The sequence below is a fragment of the Candidatus Symbiobacter mobilis CR genome, from assembly GCF_000477435.1.
Taxonomy (GTDB): domain Bacteria; phylum Pseudomonadota; class Gammaproteobacteria; order Burkholderiales; family Burkholderiaceae_C; genus Rhodoferax; species Rhodoferax mobilis.
Genome location: NC_022576.1, coordinates 2,753,185 through 2,775,339, shown reverse-complemented (window position 1 = coordinate 2,775,339; position 22,155 = coordinate 2,753,185). Strand labels below are relative to the sequence as shown.

Annotated in this window: 18 protein-coding genes; 12 read left to right on the top strand and 6 right to left on the bottom strand. The window is 62.2% G+C overall.

Features of this window, described 5'->3' with window-relative positions:
• Entirely contained in the window at positions 1-1,752 is a 1,752-nt protein-coding gene (locus CENROD_RS11320; RefSeq protein WP_022776510.1) for a proline--tRNA ligase, read from the bottom strand.
• A gap of 123 nt (positions 1,753-1,875) precedes the next feature.
• On the opposite strand from CENROD_RS11320, the gene CENROD_RS11315 reads away from it, so the two are divergent.
• Positions 1,876-2,472, top strand: a complete 597-nt coding sequence (locus tag CENROD_RS11315; RefSeq protein ID WP_022776508.1) for an RNA pyrophosphohydrolase — start codon at positions 1,876-1,878, stop codon at positions 2,470-2,472.
• Positions 2,473-2,524: 52 nt separating this feature from the next.
• Positions 2,525-3,187 (top strand): pyridoxamine 5'-phosphate oxidase, encoded by a 663-nt coding sequence (gene pdxH / locus CENROD_RS11310; RefSeq protein WP_022776507.1) that lies wholly within the window; start codon positions 2,525-2,527, stop codon positions 3,185-3,187.
• A 13-nt stretch (positions 3,188-3,200) separates the two neighbouring features.
• Here pdxH and CENROD_RS11305 read toward each other — a convergent pair whose 3' ends face one another.
• Together CENROD_RS11305 and dnaE are read right to left on the bottom strand one after the other, a co-directional pair.
• A complete protein-coding gene (locus CENROD_RS11305) occupies positions 3,201-3,569 on the bottom strand; it encodes a DUF2934 domain-containing protein (RefSeq protein ID WP_022776506.1) in 369 nt (122 codons plus the stop codon).
• A 276-nt stretch (positions 3,570-3,845) separates the two neighbouring features.
• Positions 3,846-7,424: a DNA polymerase III subunit alpha gene (dnaE, locus tag CENROD_RS11300; RefSeq protein ID WP_022776505.1), complete on the bottom strand. Its 3,579-nt coding sequence runs from the start codon at positions 7,422-7,424 to the stop codon at positions 3,846-3,848.
• A gap of 215 nt (positions 7,425-7,639) precedes the next feature.
• Here dnaE and rfbC point away from each other — a divergent pair, with 215 nt between their 5' ends.
• Complete coding sequence (rfbC, locus tag CENROD_RS11295) at positions 7,640-8,191, top strand: dTDP-4-dehydrorhamnose 3,5-epimerase (RefSeq protein ID WP_041193585.1); 552 nt, start codon at positions 7,640-7,642, stop codon at positions 8,189-8,191.
• A gap of 16 nt (positions 8,192-8,207) precedes the next feature.
• A complete protein-coding gene (locus CENROD_RS11290; protein WP_041194736.1) occupies positions 8,208-8,951 on the top strand; it encodes a 16S rRNA (uracil(1498)-N(3))-methyltransferase in 744 nt (247 codons plus the stop codon).
• A gap of 185 nt (positions 8,952-9,136) precedes the next feature.
• On the opposite strand, the gene CENROD_RS11285 is transcribed toward CENROD_RS11290, so the two are convergent.
• Positions 9,137-10,207 carry an energy-coupling factor ABC transporter permease gene (locus CENROD_RS11285; protein ID WP_022776501.1) on the bottom strand — a complete coding sequence of 357 codons (1,071 nt, stop codon included), beginning with the start codon at positions 10,205-10,207 and terminating at the stop codon, positions 9,137-9,139.
• A gap of 289 nt (positions 10,208-10,496) precedes the next feature.
• On the opposite strand from CENROD_RS11285, the gene CENROD_RS11280 reads away from it, so the two are divergent.
• Together CENROD_RS11280 and CENROD_RS11275 are read left to right on the top strand one after the other, a co-directional pair.
• On the top strand, positions 10,497-10,805 hold the full coding sequence (locus CENROD_RS11280; protein WP_022776500.1) for a BTH_I0359 family protein: 309 nt from the start codon (positions 10,497-10,499) through the stop codon (positions 10,803-10,805).
• A gap of 47 nt (positions 10,806-10,852) precedes the next feature.
• On the top strand, positions 10,853-12,457 hold the full coding sequence (locus tag CENROD_RS11275) for a GspE/PulE family protein (protein WP_022776499.1): 1,605 nt from the start codon (positions 10,853-10,855) through the stop codon (positions 12,455-12,457).
• A 30-nt stretch (positions 12,458-12,487) separates the two neighbouring features.
• Here CENROD_RS11275 and CENROD_RS11270 read toward each other — a convergent pair whose 3' ends face one another.
• Positions 12,488-16,915 (bottom strand): CHASE domain-containing protein, encoded by a 4,428-nt coding sequence (locus CENROD_RS11270; protein ID WP_022776498.1) that lies wholly within the window; start codon positions 16,913-16,915, stop codon positions 12,488-12,490.
• Positions 16,916-17,315: 400 nt separating this feature from the next.
• Here CENROD_RS11270 and CENROD_RS11265 point away from each other — a divergent pair, with 400 nt between their 5' ends.
• The 4 genes from CENROD_RS11265 (at position 17,316) to CENROD_RS11250 (ending at position 20,016) form a co-directional block, all read left to right on the top strand.
• Positions 17,316-17,891 (top strand): outer membrane protein assembly factor BamE, encoded by a 576-nt coding sequence (locus tag CENROD_RS11265; RefSeq protein WP_022776497.1) that lies wholly within the window; start codon positions 17,316-17,318, stop codon positions 17,889-17,891.
• A 90-nt stretch (positions 17,892-17,981) separates the two neighbouring features.
• A complete protein-coding gene (gene dapB, locus CENROD_RS11260; protein ID WP_022776496.1) occupies positions 17,982-18,806 on the top strand; it encodes a 4-hydroxy-tetrahydrodipicolinate reductase in 825 nt (274 codons plus the stop codon).
• A 5-nt stretch (positions 18,807-18,811) separates the two neighbouring features.
• Positions 18,812-19,561: a MotA/TolQ/ExbB proton channel family protein gene (locus CENROD_RS11255; protein ID WP_022776495.1), complete on the top strand. Its 750-nt coding sequence runs from the start codon at positions 18,812-18,814 to the stop codon at positions 19,559-19,561.
• A 65-nt stretch (positions 19,562-19,626) separates the two neighbouring features.
• Complete coding sequence (locus tag CENROD_RS11250) at positions 19,627-20,016, top strand: ExbD/TolR family protein (RefSeq protein WP_051360379.1); 390 nt, start codon at positions 19,627-19,629, stop codon at positions 20,014-20,016.
• Between the two features lie 44 nt (positions 20,017-20,060).
• On the opposite strand, the gene CENROD_RS11245 is transcribed toward CENROD_RS11250, so the two are convergent.
• Positions 20,061-20,309 carry a hypothetical protein gene (locus tag CENROD_RS11245; protein WP_022776493.1) on the bottom strand — a complete coding sequence of 83 codons (249 nt, stop codon included), beginning with the start codon at positions 20,307-20,309 and terminating at the stop codon, positions 20,061-20,063.
• Between the two features lie 186 nt (positions 20,310-20,495).
• On the opposite strand from CENROD_RS11245, the gene argB reads away from it, so the two are divergent.
• Both argB and CENROD_RS11235 read left to right on the top strand, forming a co-directional pair.
• Entirely contained in the window at positions 20,496-21,386 is an 891-nt protein-coding gene (gene argB / locus CENROD_RS11240) for an acetylglutamate kinase (RefSeq protein ID WP_022776492.1), read from the top strand.
• Positions 21,387-21,433: 47 nt separating this feature from the next.
• Positions 21,434-22,057, top strand: coding sequence for an L-threonylcarbamoyladenylate synthase (locus CENROD_RS11235; protein WP_022776491.1), 624 nt, complete (start codon positions 21,434-21,436; stop codon positions 22,055-22,057).
• The last annotated feature ends 98 nt before the right edge of the window (positions 22,058-22,155 follow it).

Below are 22,155 nucleotides of genomic sequence, written 5' to 3'. Positions count from 1 at the left end.
TCATGCACGGCGTTGTAACCGGGACTGCAAGAACGCGATGATCTCTTCCTGCGCAACCAGGGTAGTGCCTGCATCGCGCCGGTGCTGGTATTCGACCTTGCCCTGTTGCAAGGTGCGCGCCCCCACGGTGACGCGATGCGGAACGCCGATCAGCTCCCAGTCTGCAAACATCACCCCAGGGCGTTCGTTGCGGTCGTCGAGGATCACGTCGATGCCTTGCGCCAACAAAGCGGCGTACAGCGCCTCGGCGGCGGCGGCGACTTCGGGGGATCGATCCGCCTGCACAGGGCAGAGCACGACGGTGAACGGGGCGAGCGCGTCAGGCCAAATAATTCCGCGTTCGTCGTGGTTCTGCTCAATAGCCGCTGCGGGAATGCGGGTGATGCCGATCCCGTAGCAACCCATCTCCATGTAGCGGGGCTTGCCGTCGACGTCGAGAAAGGTCGCGCCCATCGCCTGGCTGTACTTGGTTCCCAGGTAGAACACATGCCCCACCTCAATGCCGCGCTCGATACATAGGGTGCCTTGGCCGTCCGGGGAAGGATCGCCATCGACGACGTTGCGCAAGTCGGCAACGAGGTCAGGCTCAGGCACATCGCGCCCCCATTGCACGCCTGTGTAGTGAAAGCCTTCCTCGTTCGCGCCGCAGACCCAATCGGCCAGCACGGCCACTTCCCGATCCGCCAGCGTGCGAACGCCTGGGCAGCGTGCGGGCAGCACAGGCCCCAAGGAACCGGGCGGACAGCCCAAAGTCGCTTCGATCTCGCCCGCAGAAGCCAGCCGAAATGCCGACAGGCCCTCGATATGGCGCACCTTGACCTCGTTCATCTCGTGGTCCCCGCGCAGCAGCACGATCCACAACCGCACACTGCCTTGCTCGCCTGCGTCCTTGCTCTCGGTAGCCAGCACCACCGTTTTGACGGTGCGTTCCAGCGGAACCCCCAGGAATTCGGCCACTTGCTCACACGTCGTGTACCCCGGGGTCGCGACCTTGGTCAGGGGTAGCGTGGGCGCGGGGCGCGGGCCTTGCGGGGGGAGCGCTTCGGCCTTTTCCAGGTTGGCGGCGTAGGTGCTGTCAGGACAGTAGACGACGGCGTCTTCCCCCGTGGCGGCAATCACCTGGAACTCTTCGCTCAGATCGCCACCAATCGCGCCGCTGTCCGCAGCGACGGCCCGGTAGCGCAGCCCAAAGCGGTCGAAGATACGGCGGTACGCCTGCGCCATCGTTGCATAGCTGGCCTGGGCGCCAGCGGCGTCGCGGTCGAAGCTATAGGCGTCTTTCATCAAGAATTCCCGAGCGCGCATCACACCGAATCGCGGCCGACGCTCGTCGCGGAACTTGGTCTGGATCTGGTAGAAGGTCTTGGGCAATTGCTTGTAGCTGCGCACTTCCTGCCGGGCGATGTCCGTCACCACCTCCTCACTGGTCGGCTGCACGACGAAGTCGTTGCCATGGCGGTCGCGGATGCGCAATAGCTCGGCGCCCATCTTGTCGAAGCGCCCCGTCTGCTGCCAAAGCTGCGCGGGCTGAATCACCGGCATGCTCAATTCGATGCCCCCCGCACGATCCATTTCTTCCCGGACGATGGCCTCGACCTTGCGAACGACCCTCCACCCCATCGGCATCAGGATGTAAATGCCGGAGCCGAGTTTGCGGATCAACCCCGCACGAACCATCAGGCGATGGCTGACGGTTTCGGCATCCGCAGGGGAATCTTTGTACGTGGAAATGTGGAATCGGGAGGCTCTCATGACTACCAGTCTGGGCTATCCAAGGTCTATCAAGGGGGGCAATGCAGCACCTGCTCCGGCAATTCCCACCAGGGGGCCGGGCTGTGCATAATCCGAGCAATTGCTGACAATAGGAGATTGATTATGCTCGACAGGGACGGATTCCGGCCCAATGTCGGCATCGTCTTGCTCAACCAGAAAAATCAGGTGTTTTGGGGGAAACGGATCCACACGCACTCCTGGCAGTTCCCACAAGGCGGTATCGATCGTGGGGAAAACCCGGAACAGGCGATGATCCGCGAGTTGTACGAAGAGCTTGGGCTACAACGCGAACACGTTCGCATCGTAGCCCGCACCCGCGATTGGTTGCGCTACGAGGTGCCTGACGAATACATCCGGCGCGATTCCCGAGGCCTGTACAAGGGGCAAAAGCAGATTTGGTTCCTGCTACAGCTCGTTGGTCACGATTGGGATTTGAATTTGCGCGCGACAAGCCACCCGGAGTTCGACGCTTGGCGTTGGAACGAGTACTGGGTTCCGCTCGACGCAGTCGTCGCCTTCAAACGCGAGGTCTATGCCTCCGCGCTGACCGAGCTGGCCAGCTACCTACCACGGCAGGAATGCCGCAACCGCTACCTGCGACACGGGATGCGCTGCGTTGATGTCCCCAGCGGATATGCCGTATTCGCTACCGTGGAACAGTGCCCCGGCGCTACGCACGACGTCCCGCGTACGGAATAACCCTCTCTTGGCACCAAACGAACCAAGCGATCCTGGTTCGTCCCCCCGCCCCATGCCTACCCGCCGCCTGCATACCCTGCGCAAAAGTTATGAGCGCGCCGAGCTGGGCGAAGACGACACCCGAGATACGCCCTTTGCGCAATTCGAGCAATGGCTCAACGAAGCGCTGGCCGCCGAGGTGCCCGAACCCACAGCGATGACCCTCGCCACAGTGGATTGCGACCTACGCCCCAGCACCCGGGTAGTGTTGCTCAAAGAATGGGATGAACAAGGGCTGGTTTGGTACACCAACTACCAATCCCGCAAGGGCAAAGCCTTGGCTGGAAACCCTTACGGCGCACTGCAATTCCATTGGGTGGAACTGGAGCGCGTGGTGCGTATCGAGGGGCTGGTGGAGCGGGTGGATGCAGCGCAAAGCGAGGAGTACTTTCACTCCCGACCCTTGGACTCCCGCATCGGTGCATGGGCCAGCCCGCAGAGTGAAGTGATCCCGAACCGGGGAGTGCTCATCGTCAACGCAGCATGCTATGGAATGCAGTTCCTCTTGCAACCCCCGCGCCCGCCCCACTGGGGGGGGTACCGTCTGCGGCCCGATTGCTGGGAGTTCTGGCAAGGCCGAAAAAGCCGGTTGCATGACCGGCTGCGCTACACCAGCGTCTCCGCCCCCGGCGCACAAGTAGCTACGCGCTGGCTGCGGGAACGACTGGCGCCGTAGCGCACCCCCGCGCTTACTTCGGCGAGAAATGCCCGGTGGCAATGAGCCGGTCGATTTCGGCTTCCGCTGCGCACCAGTCTTCCATGGGGTTGCCGGGGGCAAAGCCACGGCGCTCCGCGATGTAGAACGCTGCCACTTCCACATAGTGCAAGCGCTGTTCTGGGGTAAGGCCATTGGCAGACTTGCTGCGGGAGCGGGTGCCGCAACCCTTGCGCGTGGCACAAGACTTGGATTCACATGCCTCAGCATCTGCCACGGTTTCCGAGGCAGGTGGTGCTGCCTGGGTTTCTGGGGCGGGTGCTGCCTCGGCTGGCACAGCGGCCACGGGGGCGGCGTCGGCAACTTTCTTCGATGCAGCGGAAGATTTTCTTGCAGTAGCCATACGGTTCTCCTAAGGTTGACCTAACCCAAACAAGCAATTTGCGTACCCAGCAACGCCGCAGGGGCCCCACCGGCAGATTACGCGGTACAACGCAGGAACCGGTTGGCGACGACACGAACCGTTGGGGAACCGCTCTCCTGACAGGGAGCGTCGCTACCCCAAACCTACCCTGCTGCAGCCCGCATTTCGGGGCGTAACCACGCGGTTTCATTGTATCGACCATACCCGTCACCCGTACCCTAGAGACGGTACCCAACAAGAAGCGCCCTTTCCCGTTCACGACACCGTCACCGCAGAAGACTCGTACACGACCTCGACTGCTCCCTCCCCCACCAACGCGCACCACTGCGCCAAGGCTGCACTGCTTGGGCGCACTGTTTGGGCAAGCTGCACTTCCGCCACCGCCGTTCCCTGCGCGCTGGGGCATTGCACGCATAGTCGCACAGGCAACCCCTGGGGGGATGCGCCGTTCGTCGTTGGGGCCATTCCGTGCTCGCGCAGCAGCGCAGCCAGTTCGGCATTGCCCCACCCCGGTGATAGCTGCACCCGCACCAACAGATGCTTGGCGAAATGCTGGCGGGCCTCTTCGATTCCCCATACCCGCTGCACGTTGATTTGCCAGCCTCCGCCAAAGCGGTCGGGCTGCACCTTGCCTTCGACAAAAACCAGCGCATCGTCCTGCAAGGCATCGCGATGCTGTCCCAGCACCTGATCGTCCGCACGGGCCTCGATCGCTGCCGTGCCGTCGTCGAGCCGGAACAGTCCCAGGCGGCCACGCTGGCCGTGAACGATACGCAAGCCGGAGACGATCCCTGCCAGCCACTGCGGCTCGCGCGAATCGACGAGCTGTGCCAAGGTCCGGGGCAGAAAACGGCGCACTTCGTCGGCCACTTCCTCGAATAAATGTCCCGTCAGACAAAAGCCGATGGCCTGCTTTTCCTGCCCCAGCCGTTCGCGTACCCCCCATGGGGCGGCTTGCTCCAATTCAGGCTCTCGCTGCACCGAACCATGGTCATTGCCGCCATCCCCGTCAAACAACCCCGCCTGCTTGGCATGCGCCGCGACTGCCGCAGCGTATTCAAAGGCCAAATCGACGCTGGCCAAGATGCGGGAACGCTCACCGGCATGATTGCCGTGCAGGGTATCGAAAGCCCCTGCCTTGACCAGCGCTTCGACGGTGCGTTTGTTCACACGGCTGCGGTCGACGCGGGCGCAAAAGTCGAAGAGGCTGCGGAATGGCCCTGCATCCCCCGCCACTGGCCCTACGCCCTGTCCCTCCCGCGCAGCGACGATCGCTGCAATGGCCTGCCCGCCACTGCCCTTGACCGCGCACAAGCTGTAGCAAATCGTGTGGTCGTCGAGCGGCTCGAAGCGCTGCGTTCCCCGGTTGATGTCCGGGGCGACGAACCGCAGCCCCATGCGGGTCGCGTCTTGGTAAAGGGCGTGCAGGGTGTCGGTGTCGTCCATCTCCACCGTCATGTTGGCGCAGAAAAATTCGGCACTGAAATGCACCTTGATCCACGCCGTCTGGTATGCCAGCAGGGAATAGGCCGCTGCGTGCGATTTGTTGAACCCGTAGCCTGCGAACTTCTCCATCAGGTCGAACACTTCGTCGGCCTTGGCTTGGTCGATGCCGTTTTGGGCAGCGCCGTCGCGAAAGATCTGGCGGTGCCGCGCCATTTCATCGGCGTCTTTCTTGCCCATTGCCCTGCGCAGCATGTCCGCAGCGCCGAGCGAATAGCCCCCCAGCACCTGTGCAGTCTGCATCACCTGTTCCTGGTAGACCATGATTCCGTAGGTTTCTGCGAGGATGCCTTGCAGCAGGGGATGCGGGTATTCGACGGTCTCGCGCCCATGTTTGCGTGCGACGAAGCTGGGGATCAGATCCATCGGCCCGGGGCGGTACAGCGCATTGAGGGCGATGAGGTCTTCCAGGCACGTTGGGCGGGCATCGCGCAACATGCCTTGCATCCCCCGGCTTTCAAACTGGAACACCGCTTCCGTCGCGCCCTGCTGGAACAGGCGGTAGACAGCGGGGTCGTGGAGCGGTAGGTCTTCCAAGCGAAAGTCGCGCTGGGTGGGGTGGCGGGCGATGATCATGTCCTTGGCCAGCTCCAGAATCGTCAGCGTGGCCAGCCCCAGAAAATCGAACTTGACAAGCCCAACGGATTCGACGTCGCCCTTGTCGAACTGGCTGATTGCAGCATCGCTCCCGGGCTGCTGGTAGAGCGGGCAGAAATCGGTCAGTTTGCCGGGCGCGATCAGCACCCCGCCTGCATGCATCCCGACGTTGCGGGTCAGCCCCTCCAGCTTGCGCGCCAGTTCCAGCACGGTGCGTACGTCTTCTTCCTTCTCTTCGCGCTGCGCCAACAGCGGCTCGGCCTCGACGGCGTACACCAGCTTGTCGTCGGGATCGCGCTTTGCGGGGGGCTTTTGCAGGGTGACGGCAACGCCAGGTTTGTTGGGGATCAGTTTGCTGATCCCGTCGCAAAAGGTGTAGCTCAACCCCAGCACCCGGCCTACGTCACGCACTGCGGCGCGTGCGGCCATCGTGCCAAAGGTGGCGATTTGGCTGACTGCTTCCTTGCCGTACTTCTGCTTGACGTACTCGATGACCCGGTCGCGGTTCGCCTGGCAAAAATCGATGTCGAAGTCGGGCATCGACACCCGCTCCGGGTTGAGGAATCGCTCGAACAGCAGTTGGTACTGCAAGGGGTCAAGGTCGGTGATCAACAGGGAATAGGCGACGAGCGACCCCGCGCCCGAACCCCGCCCCGGCCCTACAGGGCAGCCGTGGGTTTTGGCCCAGTGGATGAAATCGCCAACGATCAGGAAGTACCCCGGAAAGCCCATCTTGACGATGGTGTCCAACTCGAATTCGAGCCGATCCCGGTACCGTGGCCAGTGCTTCTCGCGTTCCTGGGGGTTGGGGTACAGGTGTTCCATTCGCGTGCGCAGCCCCTCGTGCGCGACATGGCGGAAATAGGCCTCTGCGTCGAGCACCTTGCCATCGATGGGCGGAATCGGAAAGTGCGGCAGACGCGGAGAACCGAGGTCGAGGCTCAGGTTGCAGCGGCGGGCAATTTCGACGGTATTGGCCAGCGCGGCAGGCAAGTCTGCGAACAACGCTTGCATTTGCGCGGAGGTTTTGCAGTACTGCTCGCGGGTAAAGCGCCGCTGGCGCCGGGGGTCGGCCAGGGTTTCCCCTTCGGCGATGCACACCCGCGCCTCGTGCGCTTCAAAGTCCGCTGCCGTGATGAACTGGATCGGGTGCGTCGCAACGACGGGCAAGCGCATACGGTGCGCCAACGCCACTGCCGCAGCAACGTGCGCAGCGTCGTCAGGCCGGTCTGCACGCTGGATTTCGATGTAGAAACGCCCGGCAAACAGCGCGGCGTACTCTGCGGCGATGTGCTCGGCGCGGGGTTCGTCCCCCGCCAGCAAGGCCACACCCAGCGGCCCGTGTTGCGCGCCCGAGAGCGCGATCAATCCCGCATTCCAGCGTCGCAGCGCATGGATGTCCACCGCTGCCTGCGTGCGGCTTGCGCTCGCCGTCCACGCCTGCGTCAACAGCTCTGCCAGGTGCAGGTAGCCCTGGCGGTTTTGCGCCAGGAGTAGGAGCCGGGAGAGGTCTTCCTTCCCCGGGCCTGCGACCCAGATTTCCGCTCCCAGAATGGGCTTGACCCCGGCTTTGCGCGCAGCCTTGTAGAACTTGACGGCGCCAAAGAGGTTGCCCAAGTCCGTGATGGCCAGCGCAGGCTGCGCATCGGCCACCGCAGCAGCGATGGCTTCGTCCACGCGAACCGTCCCATCGATGACAGAAAACTCGGTATGGAGACGGAGGTGGATGAACATGGGGATGCTGTGGGGTAACGGAGGTACATGTTGGGCGCTGCATCGCAATTGCCGTCGCTCCTGCAACGCAAACTTATGCGCCCTACTTTGCAATACCCGATGCTATGTCGTGGTAGTAGGAGCGACGGAAGTCGCGATCCATAGCGCCACCCTACACACCCTACAGGCCAATGCGGTTCCCGATAATCCCGCCCCTCGCATCGCCTGTCGCCATCATGCCGTACACCGTCACACCCACCACCCTCCCTGACGTGCTGATTTTGGAACCCCGGGTCTTTGAAGACCCCAGAGGTTTTTTTTACGAGAGCTACAACGCACGGGACTTTCTGCAGGCTACCGGGATCGATTGCGTCTTCGTGCAAGACAACCATAGCCGCTCGCAACGCGGGGTGTTGCGCGGGTTGCATTACCAGATCGAACACCCCCAAGGCAAGCTGGTGCGGGCGAGCCACGGCGAGGTGTACGACATTGCCGTCGATCTGCGGCGATCATCCCCCCACTTCGGCCAATGGGCCGGTGTCGTACTGTCTGCGCAAAACCGGCGCCAATTGTGGATACCGCCGGGCTTCGCCCATGGCTTTCTCGTCCTCAGCGAAAGCGCGGAGTTTTTGTACAAGACGACCGACTACTGGTACCCCGAACACGAGCGCATCCTGCGCTGGGACGATTCCCGCATCGGCATTCCTTGGCCGCTTGATGGCGCACCGATCTTGGCTGCCAAAGATGCCGCCGCACCTTTTCTGGATCAGGCCGAGACCTTTGTCTGAAGGCTGAGCGATGCCGATGCCCCGCCTGTATGTCGCGCAGGCTCTACATCCCTATGCGGAGCTTGCATTGCCACCGGATACGGCACGACACCTGCAGGTATTGCGAGCGCAGCCGGGAGATTCCGTCGTCGTGTTTGACGGCAAGCCGAACGATAGTGGGCAATATGGGGAATACACGGCAATAGTCACGGCCATCCAACGCCGTGGAGCCACGGTGCAGTTGGGCGCTTGGCAGCCAACGAACCGGGAACCTGGCCGTGTACTGCACCTGGCTATTGGTATGCCTGCGAATGACCGCATGGATTGGCTGGTCGAAAAAGCCAGCGAACTGGGCGCCGCAAGCATCCAACCATTGACGACAGCGCGCAGTGTGCTGCGATTGGAGGGTGCCCGCGCCGTAGGCCGACAAGAGCACTGGCAGCGGCTGGCGATTGCAGCGTGCGAGCAATGCGGGGGGAATCGCATCCCCATCGTCCACCCTGTCCAGCCTTTGCGAGACTGGCTGGCAGGATGGAGGCTTCCTCTCGGTGCTTGCGCTCCTTGGCTGCTGAGCTTGTCGGAACCCGACGCCGGACAGCCGTATGCAAAGGGCGATGCACTGACGTTGCTGTGCGGCCCCGAAGGCGGTCTGGATGCCGACGAAGAGCGGGCAGCGAGGGATCGCGGTTTTCTGGCGGTGAGCCTGGGAACGCGGGTATTGCGTGCGGAAACGGCGGCACTGGCCGCCGTGACCCTCACGCTACGCCAGGAAGCGCCATAAATAAGAACCTATTCCAGTAGGGGCTGCGCCATCGCATTGCACGCGGCGGTGGTGCTCGGAATCCTCATGTACTGTAAGTACATTCCGGTTCCTGCGCTCCGGCGCCACGCACACTGCTTCGGCTCGCCTGCCTACCGAAATAGGTTCTAAGCGGGACTGTAATCGGGGAGCGCCAGGCAGATGCACTATGCCTGTGCCTCGCGAGGTGCTGGAAGGCGACGGAGGATCGCACCCGCACCCACTGCCAGCAACAGGGTCACCAGCCCTCCGGCTAGCCCGGCCAACGAAGTGGAGGGATCTATGGAAGGCCACCGCTCTTCGTCCCGGACTGTGGCACGCACGGGAAAACGGTACTCCGGAAACAAAGCCACCTGATTCTGCAACGCTTGCAGTCGTTCATGCACTGGCGAAGGCGCAGCAGCCTGCATGTTGGAGCGCTCTGTGGTGGCGATAGACCATTCGAGCCCGTCCGGCAGGCTAGAAGCAAACCAGGACAGTACCCCTGCGGATAGACATGCCGCCGTACCCAGCCCAATGACCCACTGCCGGGGAAAGGGCAGAGTGGCGATGGAACCAGCAGGCACTGCATACAGCAATGCAGGCCTGGCGCCCCACAGGTAGGCTACGAGCGCGGCAGTCAACAACCCTTCCACCCCACCGATGGCGAGATGAATCGGCAGCATCGCGCCAAGGAACGCAGAGAAAGGCAAGGATGCGATCCCGGAAGCCTGGGTTTGCAGCACAACCCCCAGTGCGCCGAGCTGCAAACCCACGACCGAGGCCAGCAGAGCCAGTCCGGCCAGACCCCAGCGCCCCGTGCGGAGGAATACCAGCCGCTCGAACAGGGGATAGGCTACGAGACAAGGGAGCACAGCCATGTTGAAGATATTGGCCCCCAACGCCAACACTCCCCCATCGGCGAAAAGAAAGGCCTGTACCGCCAGCACTCCGGCCAACACCAGAAAGGCTACATGAGGCCCGAGCAAGGAAGCGAGAAACACCCCGCCGACCACATGTCCGCTCGAACCCGTACCCGGTATGGTGAAGTTGAACATTTGTGCTGCAAAAACGAAGGCAGCCAATACCCCAATCCAGAGCAGGGGGCGTGCATGGGCATCCATGCCAGGGCGCGACATGTCTTGTCCCAAGCCTTTCCCAGATCGAACGAACCGGACTGCCCACACGGTCGCCGCTGTGGATGCCGCCCAGAAAGCCGCTCCAACCGCAGGGCAAAGCAATGAATCTGCCATGTGCATGATGAATTCCTCAAGAATATCGAAGTACGACGAAAGCCGACGTCTGGCAGCCTGTGGCGGCGAACGAGGATCTACACCACATCCACGCTTTCTCGAAGCATTCTAGCCACGCAATAATTGGCCAATGACTTGGGCGACACTGCCGAAACAAGGGACTAGGCGAAGGTTGGGTTTTGCAACCTCCAACAGCGTCACGACATGGCTTGCAGATTCCTTTGGTCATTTGGCCGGCAGGGGCTGGTACTGTCGGCTTTTTCCACGGCACGGTGCATTCCCGGATAATTTCGCCATGCATACCCTCTACGACTCCGATTCCTTTTCCGTCACCCACGTCTTGGCCAACGCGGTGCCTGCTGATGTTTCCCCCGACGCGACTGCTGCCGGGGAACCTTTGCGGGTCGTGCCCCAACTGGCGCGCCACGGTTTCGAGATCGTGGACAAACGCAGCGGCAAAGAGGTCTACCTCGACGGCTCATGGGCCGAAATTTTTCAGCGAAAAATCTCCGCTTGGCAACGCCAGACCCCTTCGCAAGAAGAAGTCGAAGAGACGCTGGAGCAGTTCGCCAGCCTTGCGCAAAACCCTGTGCTAATCCACTGACTGCCTGCGCATCCCCGCGCCGGTTCCGGCTGCAGCACGCTGGCACGATGCATTCCGTCACTACGCACCTTGACGCAGCCTTCCTGCGCGACGCTTGGTCTCGTTCCCGTACGCAGCGCTGCTCCCTGGACGTCTACCTCTGCGACAAGACAGGGCTGTCCACCAGCGACATGCTCGCTGCGCTAGGCCAGGCATTCCACTACGGTGTCTGCCTTTTGGGGGAGGAAGGGGCACATACTGCCGCAGATACCCCGGCTCTCGACCGCATGGGCTTAGCCGAATGCAGAAGGCTCTCTGCGATGGTGGTGTTGCGGGGCACAGCTCCGGTTTTGCTCTTCGCCAACCCCATCGACGACGGCCTGCAACGCTGGGCTGACGCAACGGGTATTGCCGCGCACCGCCGCGAATTGGTACCGGAATCGGCACTGTTGGCCCTATTGGCGCGGCTGGAATCGGCGTCCAGCGCATTGCCCGGTGCGCTGGGGCAAGTGCTTGCAACGGCTGCGCGCCCCAGCGGGATCGAAGAAATCTCCCTCGCACGCATCGACGAAACCGCCAGCCCCGTCGTTCGCCTGATCCACTCCACGTTGTTCGACGCGATGGGCGCCGAGGCATCGGACATTCACCTCGAAGCTGTTTCCGGCGGACTGGTCGTCAAGTACCGTATCGACGGGGTGATCCACGAAGCCGCCAAGGTCGGCGGCGTAGAACTGAGCGAACAGGCCATTTCCCGCGTCAAGGTCATGGCCGAACTGGACATCACCGAACGCCGCACCCCGCAAGACGGCCGCTTTCGTGCGCGTATACGCGACCGCGACATCGACTTTCGCGTGTCGATCATGCCGAGCATCCACGGCGAAGACGCCGTGATCCGCATTCTGGACAAGGAACACCTGAGCGACCAGATGGCGGGGTTGACACTGGATCACCTCGGCTTCGACGAGGTTCCGATGCGAACGATTCGCACCCTCGCCGCCAAGCCCTATGGCATGTTGCTGATCACCGGGCCCACGGGCAGCGGCAAAACGACGACGCTGTACGCAGCCCTTTCCGAGATCAACGACGGGACCAGCAAGATCATCACGATCGAAGACCCCGTCGAATACCAGGTTCCGGGAATCCTCCAGATTCCGGTCAACGAGCGCAAGGGGCTAACCTTCTCTCGCGGGCTGCGGTCGATCCTGCGCCATGACCCCGACAAGATCATGGTTGGGGAGATTCGCGACCCCGACACTGCCCAAATCGCTGTGCAGGCTGCTCTGACAGGGCACTTGGTTTTTTCTACCGTCCACGCCAACAACGTCTTCGACGTGCTCGGGCGGTTCGAGCACATGCAGGTAGACCCCTACGCCTTCGTCGGCGCGCTCAACGGCATCGTCGCGCAACGTCTGGTGCGGGTGTTCTGCACGCACTGCGCGGGCCGGGGCTGCGCGGACTGTCGGGGCACCGGCCTCAAGGGCAGGCGGGCGATTGGAGAATGTCTCGTCCTCGACGACGAACTACGCGAATTGATCGCCGCACATGCGCCGGTACGCAGCATCAAGGAAACAGCCCGGCAGCGGGGAACGCGAACGCTGCGCGAATCTGCCATGGAGCTGGTAGAGCGGGGCCTCACCAGCCAGGCGGAAATCGACCGGGTGACGTTTGCGTAATAGCACACGGTGCCACGCTGGAGTCGGTGCTCATGATGTCGTGGAATCACCCCCCACGAACATCAGGCTGGCCTGAATCTGTTCCTGCGCGCTGGCAAAAATCCTCGCCAGACCGGCGCCCACCTCGCGGCTGGCTTCCAGATCTCTGGCCGATGCTACGTCTTCCAACCTCTGGCACGCTGCTCCCAGCGCCAGAGCGCCGACTGTGCGCGAAGCCGATTTAAGCGTGTGCGCCGTCAGTTCGATGGCAGCCAGTTCCCCCGCAGACAGGGCATCTTCTATCGCGCATACCTGCTTGACTGCGTTGACCAGAAATTTTTCGAGCAGTCGGCGCTGCATCATCGGGTTTTCCCCCACCAGCTCGCTCAGCGTGTCTTCATTCCAGACGACCGCATGGGCTTCCGGTGCAGTGTCTTGCGGCCCCGGCAACGCGGAAGACTCGTCCGGCAATGCGGCAGACTGGAGAGCGATTTCCTGCATATCGCCATCCAAAGACAACGGCAACCACTTGGCCAACATCGCTCCCAGTTCCTGCAAGCGAACCGGTTTACTCAGGTAATCGTCCATGCCTGCGTCGATGCAGTGCCTCGACTCCCCTTGCATCGCACGCGCAGTCACGGCGACGATGGGAATGTGCTCGCCTTCGCCCTCGTCCTGCCGAATCGCTTGCGCCAGCCGGAACCCGTCCATCACAGGCATGTGGCAATCGGTCAACAACAGCGCGTAACGCCGGGTTTTCCACATCTCCAACGCCTGTTTCCCATCCCGCGCCACTTCGGCTTCGTAGCGCAACAGCCGGAGTTGTTCGAGCATGACTTCGCAATTGGTGTCGTTGTCCTCCGCCAGCAAAATCAAGCGCGAGGAGGAGCGCTCCCCTAGCTCCGGCATCGCGACATACTGCGCATCCACAGACACCAATTCCTTGGGTATCACCGATGTTGCAACCGATGTCGCAGCCGATGTCGCCACCGGGGCCGTCCAACGCCCGCACACGCTGCCCACCGCCTGGACCAGATCGAGATACAGCATGGGCTGCAAGGACACGGTGACTTCGTTCTCCAGCGACGTACTCTGATCACGCCGCAACTGCACCCAAGGGGTTCCCGGCGGCAGGCCGAAGCCTGGGCCACCACCGGCAATAGCCTGCCCCAGAAGCAGCGCGGGTTTTTCCGAGATGGGGGCACGGTGCCACACCTCCCGGGCAGCGACGAAATCGCCAGACATGGTGACCTGCGCCCCTGCTGCAGCCAAGTAGGCATGCACCACTTCTTGGCACAGCAAATCCTGCATTACCGCGAGCACTGCCACGCCAGCGAGATTCGGCTCTGCCGGAGGAGGCAGATTGACCCGCGCTTCCTGCAAGGGCAGCACCACGGCAAAGTGCGTTCCCTGCCCCGGCGTGCTGCGCACCGAAATGCTCCCGCCCAACATGCCGACAAGCCGCGCGCTGATCGACAGCCCCAGCCCCGTCCCCCCGAATTCGCGTGCGATGGAGGTATCCGCCTGCGTAAACGGCTGGAAGATGCGCGCCATGACTTCTTCGGACATGCCGATGCCGTTGTCTGACACGCTGATCTGGATGGCTTCGTAGTCGTTGGCCAGCACGCCCTTTTCGAGCCGCAACACGACTCTGCCCGTGCGCACCGCAGTACTGCGGGTGAACTTGACGGCATTGCCGATCAGGTTGAGCAACACCTGCCGCAGCCGCGCCGAATCCGTGATCACAAAACGGGGCAACTCGGGAGACACGAACACCGTAAGCTCGACGCCATTGCTGCTGGCCACATTGGCAAGCAGGTGCATCGCTTCCTCAGCCAGGTCGCGCAAATTCGCCGGCGCAAATTCGACATTGAGCTTGCCAGCCTCGATCTTGGAATAGTCCAAGATGTCGTTGAGGATTTTCATCAGCGCGTGCGAACTGCGCTGGATGGTTCGCAACATACGTCGCTGCTGCGGGTCGAGGCGCGTTTGCTGGAGGATGTCAACCATCCCCACCACCCCGTTCATCGGGGTGCGTATCTCGTGGCTCATGTTGGCCAAAAACTCCGACTTGGCGCGATTGGCCGCATTGGCCGCGTCTTCGGCCCGCTTGCGCTCGGTGATGTCCGAGTACGACCAGACCCTGCCGACGACTTCCTCGCCAATCCGCTGCGGCTGTGTGTACATCGCGTACATCTTGCCGTTGGCCAGCGCCAGCGTAGAGCTTACGACCTTGTCCGGGTGCTCGAACCACGCGGTGATGTCGGCCAAGTACGCATCGGGGTTGGACATTTGCGAGGCCATGAAAGGGCGCAAATTGCAAACTTCGTGCGTTTCGAGCACTTCCTCGGGAACGCCCCACAAATCAATGAATCGCCGGTTCCAGTGTTGGATATACCCGCTGTGGTTGACGACGAGGATCCCTTCCGCCGTCGAATTGAGCGTGGCATGAATCATCGCCAGCGAAGCATTGAGCGCCTGTTCCGAATGCTTGCGCTGCGTGATGTTCTTGGAGATGCACAACACTGTCGTGACATGCCCGTCGTCATCGGCGATAGGTTTGACAGTAGTCAGGTAATACAGCTCTTCCTGGATCGTCGGCACGCACACCTCGAAAGACACCTCCCGGACGTTATCGACGACCCACTGGATCGTTTCGGCCATTTCACCGGCTTCGTCCGGCGGAAAAAAGTCCACGGGGGTCTTGCCAACGAATTCCCCAGGCGCCTTACCGAACGGCTTGGCATACATGTTGTTGACGTACACATACCGCCCTTGGACGTCGAACGCAAAGATGGGATCGCTCGATTCCTGGATCAACAGACGGTAGCGCTCTTCACTCGTGCCCAACACGTCGACGAGCCGCTGCAACTCATGGGTTTTGAGGTCGACAAGCTCTTGGAGCCTGTCTCGGTACATCGCCAATTCCAGTTCGGCCGTCTTGCGTGCTGTGATGTCCTGTACCGTCCCGCGCAACAGCCCTGGGCTGCCCTCCCCCCCGTCCACGCGCAGCGCACGAACGGCCAACCAGCGCCGCTCCCCATCGCTGGGCCGCACGATTTGGTAGTCCAGCGAAAGCTCTGACGAACCGTGCAGACTCTGTTCCGTGCCTTGCACCACGCTGTTGCGAAACTCCGGAGCGATGAGCGACACCCACCCCTCCACCGTGCAATCGAACGCTTGGTCGACCCCCAGGATGCCGTACAGCGATTCCGACCCCGCCCAACGCCGCGTCTGCAAGTCGATCGCAAACGTGCCCACCTGGCCTACGCGCTGTGCTTCATTCATGGCACGCAGACTTTCTTGCAATGCCAAGGCACTGGCATGGGTGTGTTCCGCACGTTCGCGGCGTTCTCGCTCCACCAGATGCGACGCCGCAGCCTGCGCCTGCTGCCCATGCATCCGAATCACCAACGCCACCGCCACGCTCAGGACGATGCTGATCAACACCCCGGCTGCGGCGATGTACATCGGGCGGGTATGCACCTCTGGCGAACCGTATCCTGATCGAGATTCGAACGCCAGCATCCACTGGCGCATCCCAAAGGAAATGCGGCGTACCCCCTGAAAACGCGCCGGACCTGCGCGGGCGCTCACCCGCTGGGCAGTGGAACGAAACAGCACAGCCTCTTCCGACTGCGCTGTACCGTCGTACACCGCCAAATCCAGCAACCCCAGCCCCTGCGGCAAGGCAAATTGCAACAAATCCGCCACCCGGAACGGCGCATCAACCCATCCGACAAAGTGCGCACGGCGTGCGGCCAGATCGCCATGTACGGGGCCGTGACGATAGACCGGCGCATACATCACCAACCCCACGTTCATGGTTCCCACATCCTGCGCAAGTTGCAACCTGCCCGACATCGTGACCATTCCGCTATCGCGCGCCAGTTCGACCGCAATGCGCTCCACAGGAACAGACCAAGGATCGAAGCCCAGCACGCTGCGGTTGGCGCCTTGCAATGGCTCGATGTACAGCAGCGGCGCATACCCATCCCGCTTGCCCGCCGGGTGGATGCGGTACTCGGGGAACCCCTGCTGCCGCATGGCTTCGATGTGTCGTTCCACATCGGCCTCTGCGACAAGCTCGTGGTAGGCCACGGCGACCAGGCCGAGATGATCTTCCCCGGCATGTAGGGTCTCGTAATACTGCTGAAAGTCTTGGCGGCTAACGTGCCCCGTAGCGTGGAACAGCCCCTGGAAGCCCCGTAGCAGCGACTCATGGATCGACAGCGAACGCTCGATTGCCTGGGTCACCGTGTCCATCTCGTGGGCAAATTCCACCCGCAATCGCGCATCGGCCTGCTCCCGCGCCTGCCACCACAGCACTCCTGTCAACGCCAGCAGAGCCAGCAGCAGCAAGGCTGCCCAGCCGACGGCGTAAATGGGAGGATGGGAGATGGCGTAGGGATGTGCCGGTACGGCTGTGGGTTGGGACGGTGGCTGCATCGGAGCAAAGGCTTGCGGTGATTCGACCATCGGAACGGGGAATACAGACGGGGATACAAACGCGGGGCCTACGCTGGGAAACCACCTCGGCACTCGGCAAAAGTCGTTGCGCAGGAGAAAGGGGGCCTGGCAAAGAGTGCAAAAAGAATCAGCAGGGAATACGGCAACACCCGACTACCAGTCGGCGCACAGGCTCGTCCATCTTACTCTTCCCCCTATCTGCTGGCCGATGCGCCTTGGCATGGATTTATCGATCCCCATGTCAGGAACCATTCCGAACGCATACCCATTGCTATGACAAAGGTTGTGAGAGCGACGGAATGGATACGCCGCACTTTTCGTGGGGAATCGGTGAGCACAAGAGCCAAACGGTGATCACAGGGGCGAGGGGATTTTTTTGGGTATACCGGACTACTAGAATTTCCGCAGTATGAAAACCTCCCCTTTCCCGCCTGCCGGGTACTTTCGCGCCATGGCATTGCCGCTTGCGGGCCTGGCCGTCGCAATCTTCGTATCCGGGTGCAACAGTCTGGATCACGTCAGCCACAAGGTCGCGAATGCCATGTCGCCGTACCAGATCGACATCGTCCAAGGCAATGTCGTCACCCGGGAGCAATTTGCCGCGTTGCGCAAGGGAATGCGCCGCAATACCGTACGCAACATCCTCGGCACCCCCTTGCTGGAAAGCGCCTTCCATGCCGACCGCTGGGACTATGTTTTCACGTTCCGGCGCCAGGGTATGGAAACCCAGTCGCGTCGCGCCACCGTGTATTTCGAGGGCGATGTCCTTGCGCGCTTCGAGGCCGACCCCCTGCCCAGCGAGGCCGAGTTCGTCGCATCCCTCGACCACCATCGCCCTACCGGCCCTATCCCTGTGCTGGAAAGCCCCCCCATTCCCACGCAAGCAGCTCCCACTGCCCCAGTCAGTGCTGTGCTCCCGCCCCCTGCGCCGGAGCCTTTGCCAACAAGCTACCCCCCGTTGGAAGACGACGCTCTCGCGCCCTGAAGCGCCATCGCGCACAGCCGACGCACAGCCCGTTTTGTGCCTGTTTCCTGTTTCCTTTTTCCTTTTTCCTTCTCCCCTCCCACACACACCATGTCCACTGCTGACCGTATGCAGGTATGCATCGCAGGCGCGGGCGGCCGCATGGGCCGCGTGCTGATCGAAGCCGTTTTGGGCGCCACAGACTTGCAACTTTGCGGCGCGATTGATGTCGCTGGCAGCCCCCACATCGGTACAGATGCCGCAGCCTTTCTCGGCAGCCACAGCGGCGTGCAGATCGTTGCCGACCCCGGCGTGGGGCTGCGGAACGCCCAGGTGCTGATCGACTTCACCCGTCCCGAAGGAACGATCGGGCATCTGCGCCACTGCCGGGAATTGCGCATTCCCATCGTCATCGGCACCACCGGATTCGATACAGCCCAGAAAGCCGCCATCAAGGAAGCCAGCCGCGATATTCCCATCGTGCTCTCGCCCAACATGAGCGTGGGCGTGCAAGTCACGCTCAAGCTGCTGGCCGTTGCCGCGCAGAACTTGGGCGCAGAGTACGACGTCGAAATCATCGAAGCCCACCACCGCAACAAGGTCGATGCGCCGTCGGGAACGGCATTGCGCATGGGGGAAGTCATCGCGCAGGCGCGGTCGCAATCGCTGGCAGACTGCGCAGTGCATGGCCGTGCAGGCCACACCGGCGTGCGTCCAGCCTCCGCCATCGGGTTCCACGCAGTGCGCGGCGGGGACATCGTCGGCGATCACCTCGTTCTGTTTGCTGGAACTGGCGAACGTATCGAGATTCGGCACACCTCGAACAGCAGGGTCGGCTACGCGCAGGGAAGCCTGCAGGCTGCACGCTTTCTGCGTGGGCGCAGCAACGGGCTGTATGACATGCCTGAAGTCCTCGGCTTGACATCCGTGGCGTGACGGACATGACGCTGGCGCAATGGTTGTGGGGTAGCGACGCGCTCACCCAGGCTGTCGCTCTGGTTCTGCTGGGCATGTCGATCGGCAGTTGGGTCGTCATCGTCGGCAAAGTCTGGTTCCTGCTGCGTGCAGGGCGCGATGTGGCGCGCTGCGTCGATGCTTTCTGGCAATTCCGCGATATGGCGCAGGCAATGGCCTCGCTGCCCGCGTGGGATCGGGAACGGCTCATCTTGCCGCTGGTCGAAGCCTGGAGGGAAGCGCCTGACGCCACGCTGGCCAGCGCAGCCGATGCCCCGGCACGCCGCACGCGCCGTCTCCGCGACGTGCTGCATAGCCACCGCGCCCGCCTGCAATGGGGGCAGGCTTGGCTTGCGAGCGTGGGCGCCACCGCTGCCTTCGTCGGTCTGCTGGGCACCGTCTGGGCGATTCACCGGGCTTTGGTCGACATCGCCAACGCAGGTAGCGCGACGATCGACAAGATTGCCGGGCCGGTTGGGGAATCCTTGATCATGACCGCCGCCGGTCTGGTCGTGGCCATCCCGGCCGTACTGGCTTTCAATGCGCTAGGAAGGTGGGCAGTGCGCATCGACACCGCCCTCGACGGCTTTGCGCACGACTTGCTGGCGCTGGATATGCCGCACACTTCGCAGCATCCTGCGCCCGAAGCCGATGCAGTTTCCCTCACCCCCAACCCCTCTCCCGTTGGGCGAGGGGAGCTTCGAGAAGCCGCTTCGCGGCTTGCCCATGAGGGCTAGGCTAAGGCTGGCTGATGGCTCTCGGTTCTTTCGACCACCGTTGCACATCCAACCCTGAGAGGGAGATGAGCGACATCAACGTGACCCCCATGGTCGATGTGATGCTTGTCCTCGTCGTCATCCTGCTCCTGACGGCACCATTGCTCACGAATTCGATCCCCATCGACCTGCCCGTCGCGCAGTCCCAGGAAGGTGCTGCGGCATCGCAGCCGTTGACCGTCACCGTCGATGCCGAGGGCAACGCCTATCTGGATGGCCAGCCCGTGCTGCTGGAGGAACTGGCGCAACGCTGTGCCCGCGCCATCCAGGCCAACCCCCGCGCCGAATTGCTGCTTCGCGCCGACAAGCGCGTGGCGCATGGGCGAATCATCGACATCATGGACACCGCGCACCGCGCAGGCGTGCGCTACACCGGGTTTCTGACAGAAGCCCCGGCGGCGGGAACGGGGCGCTGAAGTGTGCTGAAGCGCTATCGGCGCCTCAGCCACGCCAGGGGAAGTCAACCCTTGGATTTGAGTTCGGCGTCGTGCTGATCAAGGAACGCCAGGATCTCCTGCGACATGCCGAGGAGCTTGCGCCACTGTTCCTTGTACAGGGTCACGGGAAAACGACCCATCCCGTACACCGACAAAGCCCCCTTGTCGCTGACCTTCAGCGTGATCCCTGTCGTAGGCGCTTTTTTGAGTGCGGCGTTTTCGCGGCGCAGGCGCTCCAGTTCGGCTTGCAGGTCTTCGGTGGAATCGTTCATTCGTGTGCTCCTGAATCATCTCTAGGTTGTTGATATTGCACGCTACCCTACCGGGCGCAACGGCATGCCATGGGCGGCGCAGTGTATCGGGCGAGGGGAGCTGCAAAAAGCCGCTTTGCGATTTCCGTCGCTGCTACAAGCGTTTCATAATTCCCCGTTTTGCCTGCTCGCTGCGCACCCTTGACCATGAGCCACCAACATTCGATCACCCCCCACGACCAGGCGCGTATCCTTGCCGAGGCGTTGCCCTACATCCGCCGGTTCCATGGCAAGACGATGGTCATCAAATACGGAGGCAATGCGATGACGGATACGGCATTGCAAGCCGCTTTCGCGCAGGATGTGGTGCTGCTCAAACTCGTAGGGATCCAGCCGATCGTCGTTCACGGCGGGGGGCCGCAGATCGAAACGGCGTTGCATCGTCTGGGCAAGAAAGGTGAATTTGTTCAGGGAATGCGGGTGACTGACGCGGAGACGATGGAAGTCGTCGAATGGGTGCTGGCAGGCGAAGTGCAGCAGGACATCGTCGGGCTGATCAACCACGCAGGGGGCAAGGCTGTGGGGCTGACGGGGCGTGACGGCGGGATGATCCGCGCAAAAAAACTGCGTATGCCCGACCAGCAGGATGCTTCCAAAGTGCATGACGTAGGCCAGGTCGGCGACATCGTGTCCATTGACCCCGGCGTGGTGCGCGCCTTGCTCGAAGACGCTTTCATCCCCGTCGTCAGTCCCATCGGTTTTGGCGAACACAACGAAAGCTACAACATCAATGCCGATGTCGTAGCGTCCAAGCTCGCCACCGTGCTCAAAGCCGAAAAATTGTTGCTGCTGACAAATACCCAAGGGGTGCTGAACAAATCCGGTGACCTGCTCACCAACCTGACCGCACGGCAAATCGACAAACTTTTTGCCGACGGCACCCTGAGTGGAGGGATGTTGCCGAAGATTGCTGGCGCGCTCGATGCAGCGCGCAGCGGCGTGAGCGCGGTACACATCATCGACGGGCGCGTGCCGCATGCCATCCTGCTCGAAGTCCTGACCGACCAGGCTTTTGGGACGATGATCCGCTCGCATTGACCACCACAAGGCACGGCAAACGTTCGCATAGCGTTGCAGGGCTACCCATGACACAGCGATTCGACGTCCACCCCGACAACCCCCAGCAGCGCTTATTGCAGCAAGCGGTAGCCTTGCTGGCGCGGGGAGAAATTCTGGCGGTGCCTACGGATTCGTCGTACGCATTGGCCTGCCGCATCGCGGACAAGGATGCAGCGGCCAAGATTCGGCGCATCCGGGGTATCGACGAGAAGCACTACCTCTCGCTGCTATGCCGCAATCTCTCGGAGCTATCGACCTACGCCCGCGTCGACAACCAGCAGTTCCGCCGCATCAAGTCCGCCACGCCCGGCCCGTTCACGTTCATCCTCGAAGCCAGCAAGGAAGTGCCACGCAGGCTCAGCCACCCGGCTGCGCGAACCATCGGGCTGCGCGTTCCCGATCACAAGGTGCTGCAAGCGCTACTGGAACTGCACGGCGAGCCATTGCTCGCCTCCACCTACATCCCCGCCGGGCAGACCGACCCCGTTCGCGACGCCGACGACCTCCCCGAACACGATGCCGGACAAATTTCGGCCATCGTCGACTGCGGAGCTTGCCCCGGCGAGCCGACGACGATCGTCGACCTCAGCCGGGACCCGATGGAAGTCGTCCGAGTAGGCGGCGGCGCTTTGCGATTGCTCGGGGTGTAGGGTTCGCGACTCCGGTCGCTCCCACCAAAGATGGATGCGCCGCGCCAAGGTCGATGCACCTGGCTATCGCTGGCTTTACCAAAACTTCAACGTTCTGC

Coding starts and splice junctions, on each gene's coding strand:
- CENROD_RS11305 (WP_022776506.1), bottom strand. CDS start 3,569: ATGGCTACTGCAAGAAAATCTTCCGCTGCATCGAAGAAAGTTGCCGAC.
- CENROD_RS11255 (WP_022776495.1), top strand. CDS start 18,812: ATGACGCTGGCGCAATGGTTGTGGGGTAGCGACGCGCTCACCCAGGCT.
- CENROD_RS11280 (WP_022776500.1), top strand. CDS start 10,497: ATGCATACCCTCTACGACTCCGATTCCTTTTCCGTCACCCACGTCTTG.
- CENROD_RS11290 (WP_041194736.1), top strand. CDS start 8,208: ATGCCCCGCCTGTATGTCGCGCAGGCTCTACATCCCTATGCGGAGCTT.
- CENROD_RS11320 (WP_022776510.1), bottom strand. CDS start 1,752: ATGAGAGCCTCCCGATTCCACATTTCCACGTACAAAGATTCCCCTGCG.
- CENROD_RS11270 (WP_022776498.1), bottom strand. CDS start 16,915: ATGGTCGAATCACCGCAAGCCTTTGCTCCGATGCAGCCACCGTCCCAA.
- CENROD_RS11265 (WP_022776497.1), top strand. CDS start 17,316: ATGAAAACCTCCCCTTTCCCGCCTGCCGGGTACTTTCGCGCCATGGCA.
- dnaE (WP_022776505.1), bottom strand. CDS start 7,424: ATGTTCATCCACCTCCGTCTCCATACCGAGTTTTCTGTCATCGATGGG.
- CENROD_RS11235 (WP_022776491.1), top strand. CDS start 21,434: ATGACACAGCGATTCGACGTCCACCCCGACAACCCCCAGCAGCGCTTA.
- argB (WP_022776492.1), top strand. CDS start 20,496: ATGAGCCACCAACATTCGATCACCCCCCACGACCAGGCGCGTATCCTT.
- CENROD_RS11285 (WP_022776501.1), bottom strand. CDS start 10,207: ATGCACATGGCAGATTCATTGCTTTGCCCTGCGGTTGGAGCGGCTTTC.
- CENROD_RS11315 (WP_022776508.1), top strand. CDS start 1,876: ATGCTCGACAGGGACGGATTCCGGCCCAATGTCGGCATCGTCTTGCTC.
- dapB (WP_022776496.1), top strand. CDS start 17,982: ATGTCCACTGCTGACCGTATGCAGGTATGCATCGCAGGCGCGGGCGGC.
- CENROD_RS11250 (WP_051360379.1), top strand. CDS start 19,627: ATGAGCGACATCAACGTGACCCCCATGGTCGATGTGATGCTTGTCCTC.
- CENROD_RS11275 (WP_022776499.1), top strand. CDS start 10,853: ATGCATTCCGTCACTACGCACCTTGACGCAGCCTTCCTGCGCGACGCT.
- pdxH (WP_022776507.1), top strand. CDS start 2,525: ATGCCTACCCGCCGCCTGCATACCCTGCGCAAAAGTTATGAGCGCGCC.
- rfbC (WP_041193585.1), top strand. CDS start 7,640: ATGCCGTACACCGTCACACCCACCACCCTCCCTGACGTGCTGATTTTG.
- CENROD_RS11245 (WP_022776493.1), bottom strand. CDS start 20,309: ATGAACGATTCCACCGAAGACCTGCAAGCCGAACTGGAGCGCCTGCGC.